Below are 2,300 nucleotides of genomic sequence, written 5' to 3'. Positions count from 1 at the left end.
TGTCGCGCGCCATGGAAAACTGCCCCCTCAGCGTCACAAGGGATTGCCCCCTCCTTGGATAGCTGAGGAGAGAGTGAATGAAGCGGGAACGAATCACTGAAGGCTCGCCGTGGAATGATCCACGGGGGCAGATGATGAAGACGCCGGATGACGTGGCGGAGATGATGCGCCTGAGGGCGTGCGGGTGGGGTGTGAAGCGGATTGCGCGGCAGCTGGGCTGCAGCCACCACACGGTGAAGGACTACTTGGCGGCGGGCGGGGTGAAGCCGTTCAAGTCGCCTGAGCGGCCGAAGCGTCTCGACGGCCTTGAGGGTTGGCTGCGCGAGAGGCTCATTCGGCATCGCGGCAATGCCGACGTGGTGCGACAGGACCTGCTGGCCGAGAAAGGCGTGGCCGTCAGCCGGCGGACACTGCAACGCGCCGTGCAGCCCTATCGCCAGGCGCTGAAAGCGGAGGCGCTGGCGACGACGCGGTTTGAGACGCCCCCGGGCCGGCAGCTGCAGATCGACTTCGGGGAGCGCCTGGTCGAGATCGGAGGGGCGAAAGTCAAGGCATTCGTGTTCGTGGCAACGCTTGGACACTCGCGAAGGCTCCATGTGCGTGCGTTCCGGGCCGAGAGGCAGGAGCATTGGTTCGCCGGGCTCGAGAGCACATTCACGACCTTCAGCGGTGTGCCGGAGGAAGTGCTGATGGACAATCCACGCGCGCTTGTCGTGCGGCACGACGCAGTGAGCCGGTCGGTTCAGTTCAACGACAAGCTGATAGCCTTCGCAAAACATTGGGGCTTTCGCCCTCGCGCCTGCGCGCCATATCGGGCGCGCACGAAGGGCAAGACGGAGAACGGCGTCGGCTACGTGAAGAAGAACGCGATCGCCGGTCATTCCTTCCCAAGTTGGGAAGCATTCGAGGCGCATCTCGACAGATGGGAGCGAGAGGTTGCGAACGTTCGGATCCACGGCACGACCGGCGAGACGCCGATCATCCGCTTCGCGCGTGACGAGATACATCGGTTGAAGCCGCTCGGCGGGCAGCCCTCGTTTGGATCCTTGCGTGAACTGTCCCGCGTCGTCGGCAATGATTGCGCCGTCGAGATCGACACGAACAGCTACTCGGTACCGTGGCGCCTGATTGGCGAGCGCGTGGCGGTAACGATCGCGGCCGGCGAAGTGCGGATCCGCCATGGATTGCACCAGGTCGCGGTCCACAAGCAATCGGAGGGTCGCCGGCTGCGGATTGTCGACTCCGCCCATCTCGATGGTGTTGCTGGTCGCAATGGCGCGGTCCGCCGGGCGGAGATCGCTGTGCCGGCGCCGTCCTCACCGCCGTCGTTGTTACGTCCTCTTGCCGAATACGAAGCCATGGTCGGAGGAAGCTTCTGATGGCGAGGGCAAAAAAGGCAATGGAAGCAACGAACGATCCGCTAGATGCCATGCTGGCGCGATTGCAGCTCTCCGGCATCCGCGATCAGCTCGACAGCCTGCTCGACGAAGCCGCGCGCGCGAACCTGTCGGCGCGTGAGACGCTGATCTTGCTGTGCGAGCGCGAGATCGCACGCAAGGATCATCGCCGCGTCGAGATGGCGCTGAAGCTCGCGCACTTCCCGGCTGTGAAGGAGCTTGCTGGCTTCGACTTCGAGGCGCAGCCGTCGATCGATCCAAAGCAGATCCGTGACCTTGCCGCGTCACGTTGGATCGCCAACGGCGAGAATGTGCTGTTGCTCGGGCCGCCGGGCGTCGGCAAGACGCACTTGTCGATCGCGCTGGGACGAGAGGCGATCCTGGCCGGATACACGGTGCAGTTCACCACGGCGACGACACTGGTCGCGGGCCTTGCCAAGGCGCACGGCGAGCGACGGCTGGACGAGAAACTGCTCGCCCTGTCGAAGCCAAAGCTGCTGATCGTCGACGAGCTCGGTTACCTGCCGCTGGAACCTGACGCGGCGCATCTGTTCTTCCAGTTGGTCAGCCGCCGCTACGAAACTGGCGCCATGCTGATCACCTCAAACCGCAGCGTTGCCGAATGGGGCACCGTGTTCGCGGATCCCGTGGTCGCCACCGCGATCCTCGATCGGCTCCTCCACCACAGTCACGTGCTGACGATCCGCGGCGACAGCTACCGGCTCCGCGCCAAGCGCAAGAGCGGCCTTATAAAGACGCCGACCGCCGGTGACGGCCCTCCAGTCGGCTCCGCCTCCCTCCGGCCCGTCACCGGCGGAAACAACCTTCAACCGAGATCATAATCCCGATGGTGGGGGCAGTTCTTCATGACGCAAAGGGGGCAGTTCCGGATGGCGTTTGACA

Annotated in this window: 2 protein-coding genes; both read left to right on the top strand. The window is 64.3% G+C overall.

Features of this window, described 5'->3' with window-relative positions:
• Window positions 1-77 precede the first annotated feature (77 nt).
• Window positions 78-1,379: an IS21 family transposase gene (istA, locus tag AC3WLX_RS36555; protein WP_049820478.1), complete on the top strand. Its 1,302-nt coding sequence runs from the start codon at window positions 78-80 to the stop codon at window positions 1,377-1,379.
• Window positions 1,379-2,239 carry an IS21-like element helper ATPase IstB gene (istB, locus tag AC3WLX_RS36550; protein ID WP_028139087.1) on the top strand — a complete coding sequence of 287 codons (861 nt, stop codon included), beginning with the start codon at window positions 1,379-1,381 and terminating at the stop codon, window positions 2,237-2,239. Before istA ends, istB begins: the two co-directional genes overlap by 1 nt.
• Window positions 2,240-2,300: the final 61 nt, after the last annotated feature.

It is taken from the genome of Bradyrhizobium sp. FW305-F6 (assembly GCF_058782905.1).
The sequence above is the reverse complement of the archived record's forward strand: the minus strand, read 5'-3'. Positions and strand labels throughout refer to the sequence as shown.

Bases quoted from the DNA above. Each gene is read 5' to 3' on its own strand.
- istB (WP_028139087.1), top strand. From the start codon at position 1,379: ATGGCGAGGGCAAAAAAGGCAATGGAAGCAACGAACGATCCGCTAGAT.
- istA (WP_049820478.1), top strand. From the start codon at position 78: ATGAAGCGGGAACGAATCACTGAAGGCTCGCCGTGGAATGATCCACGG.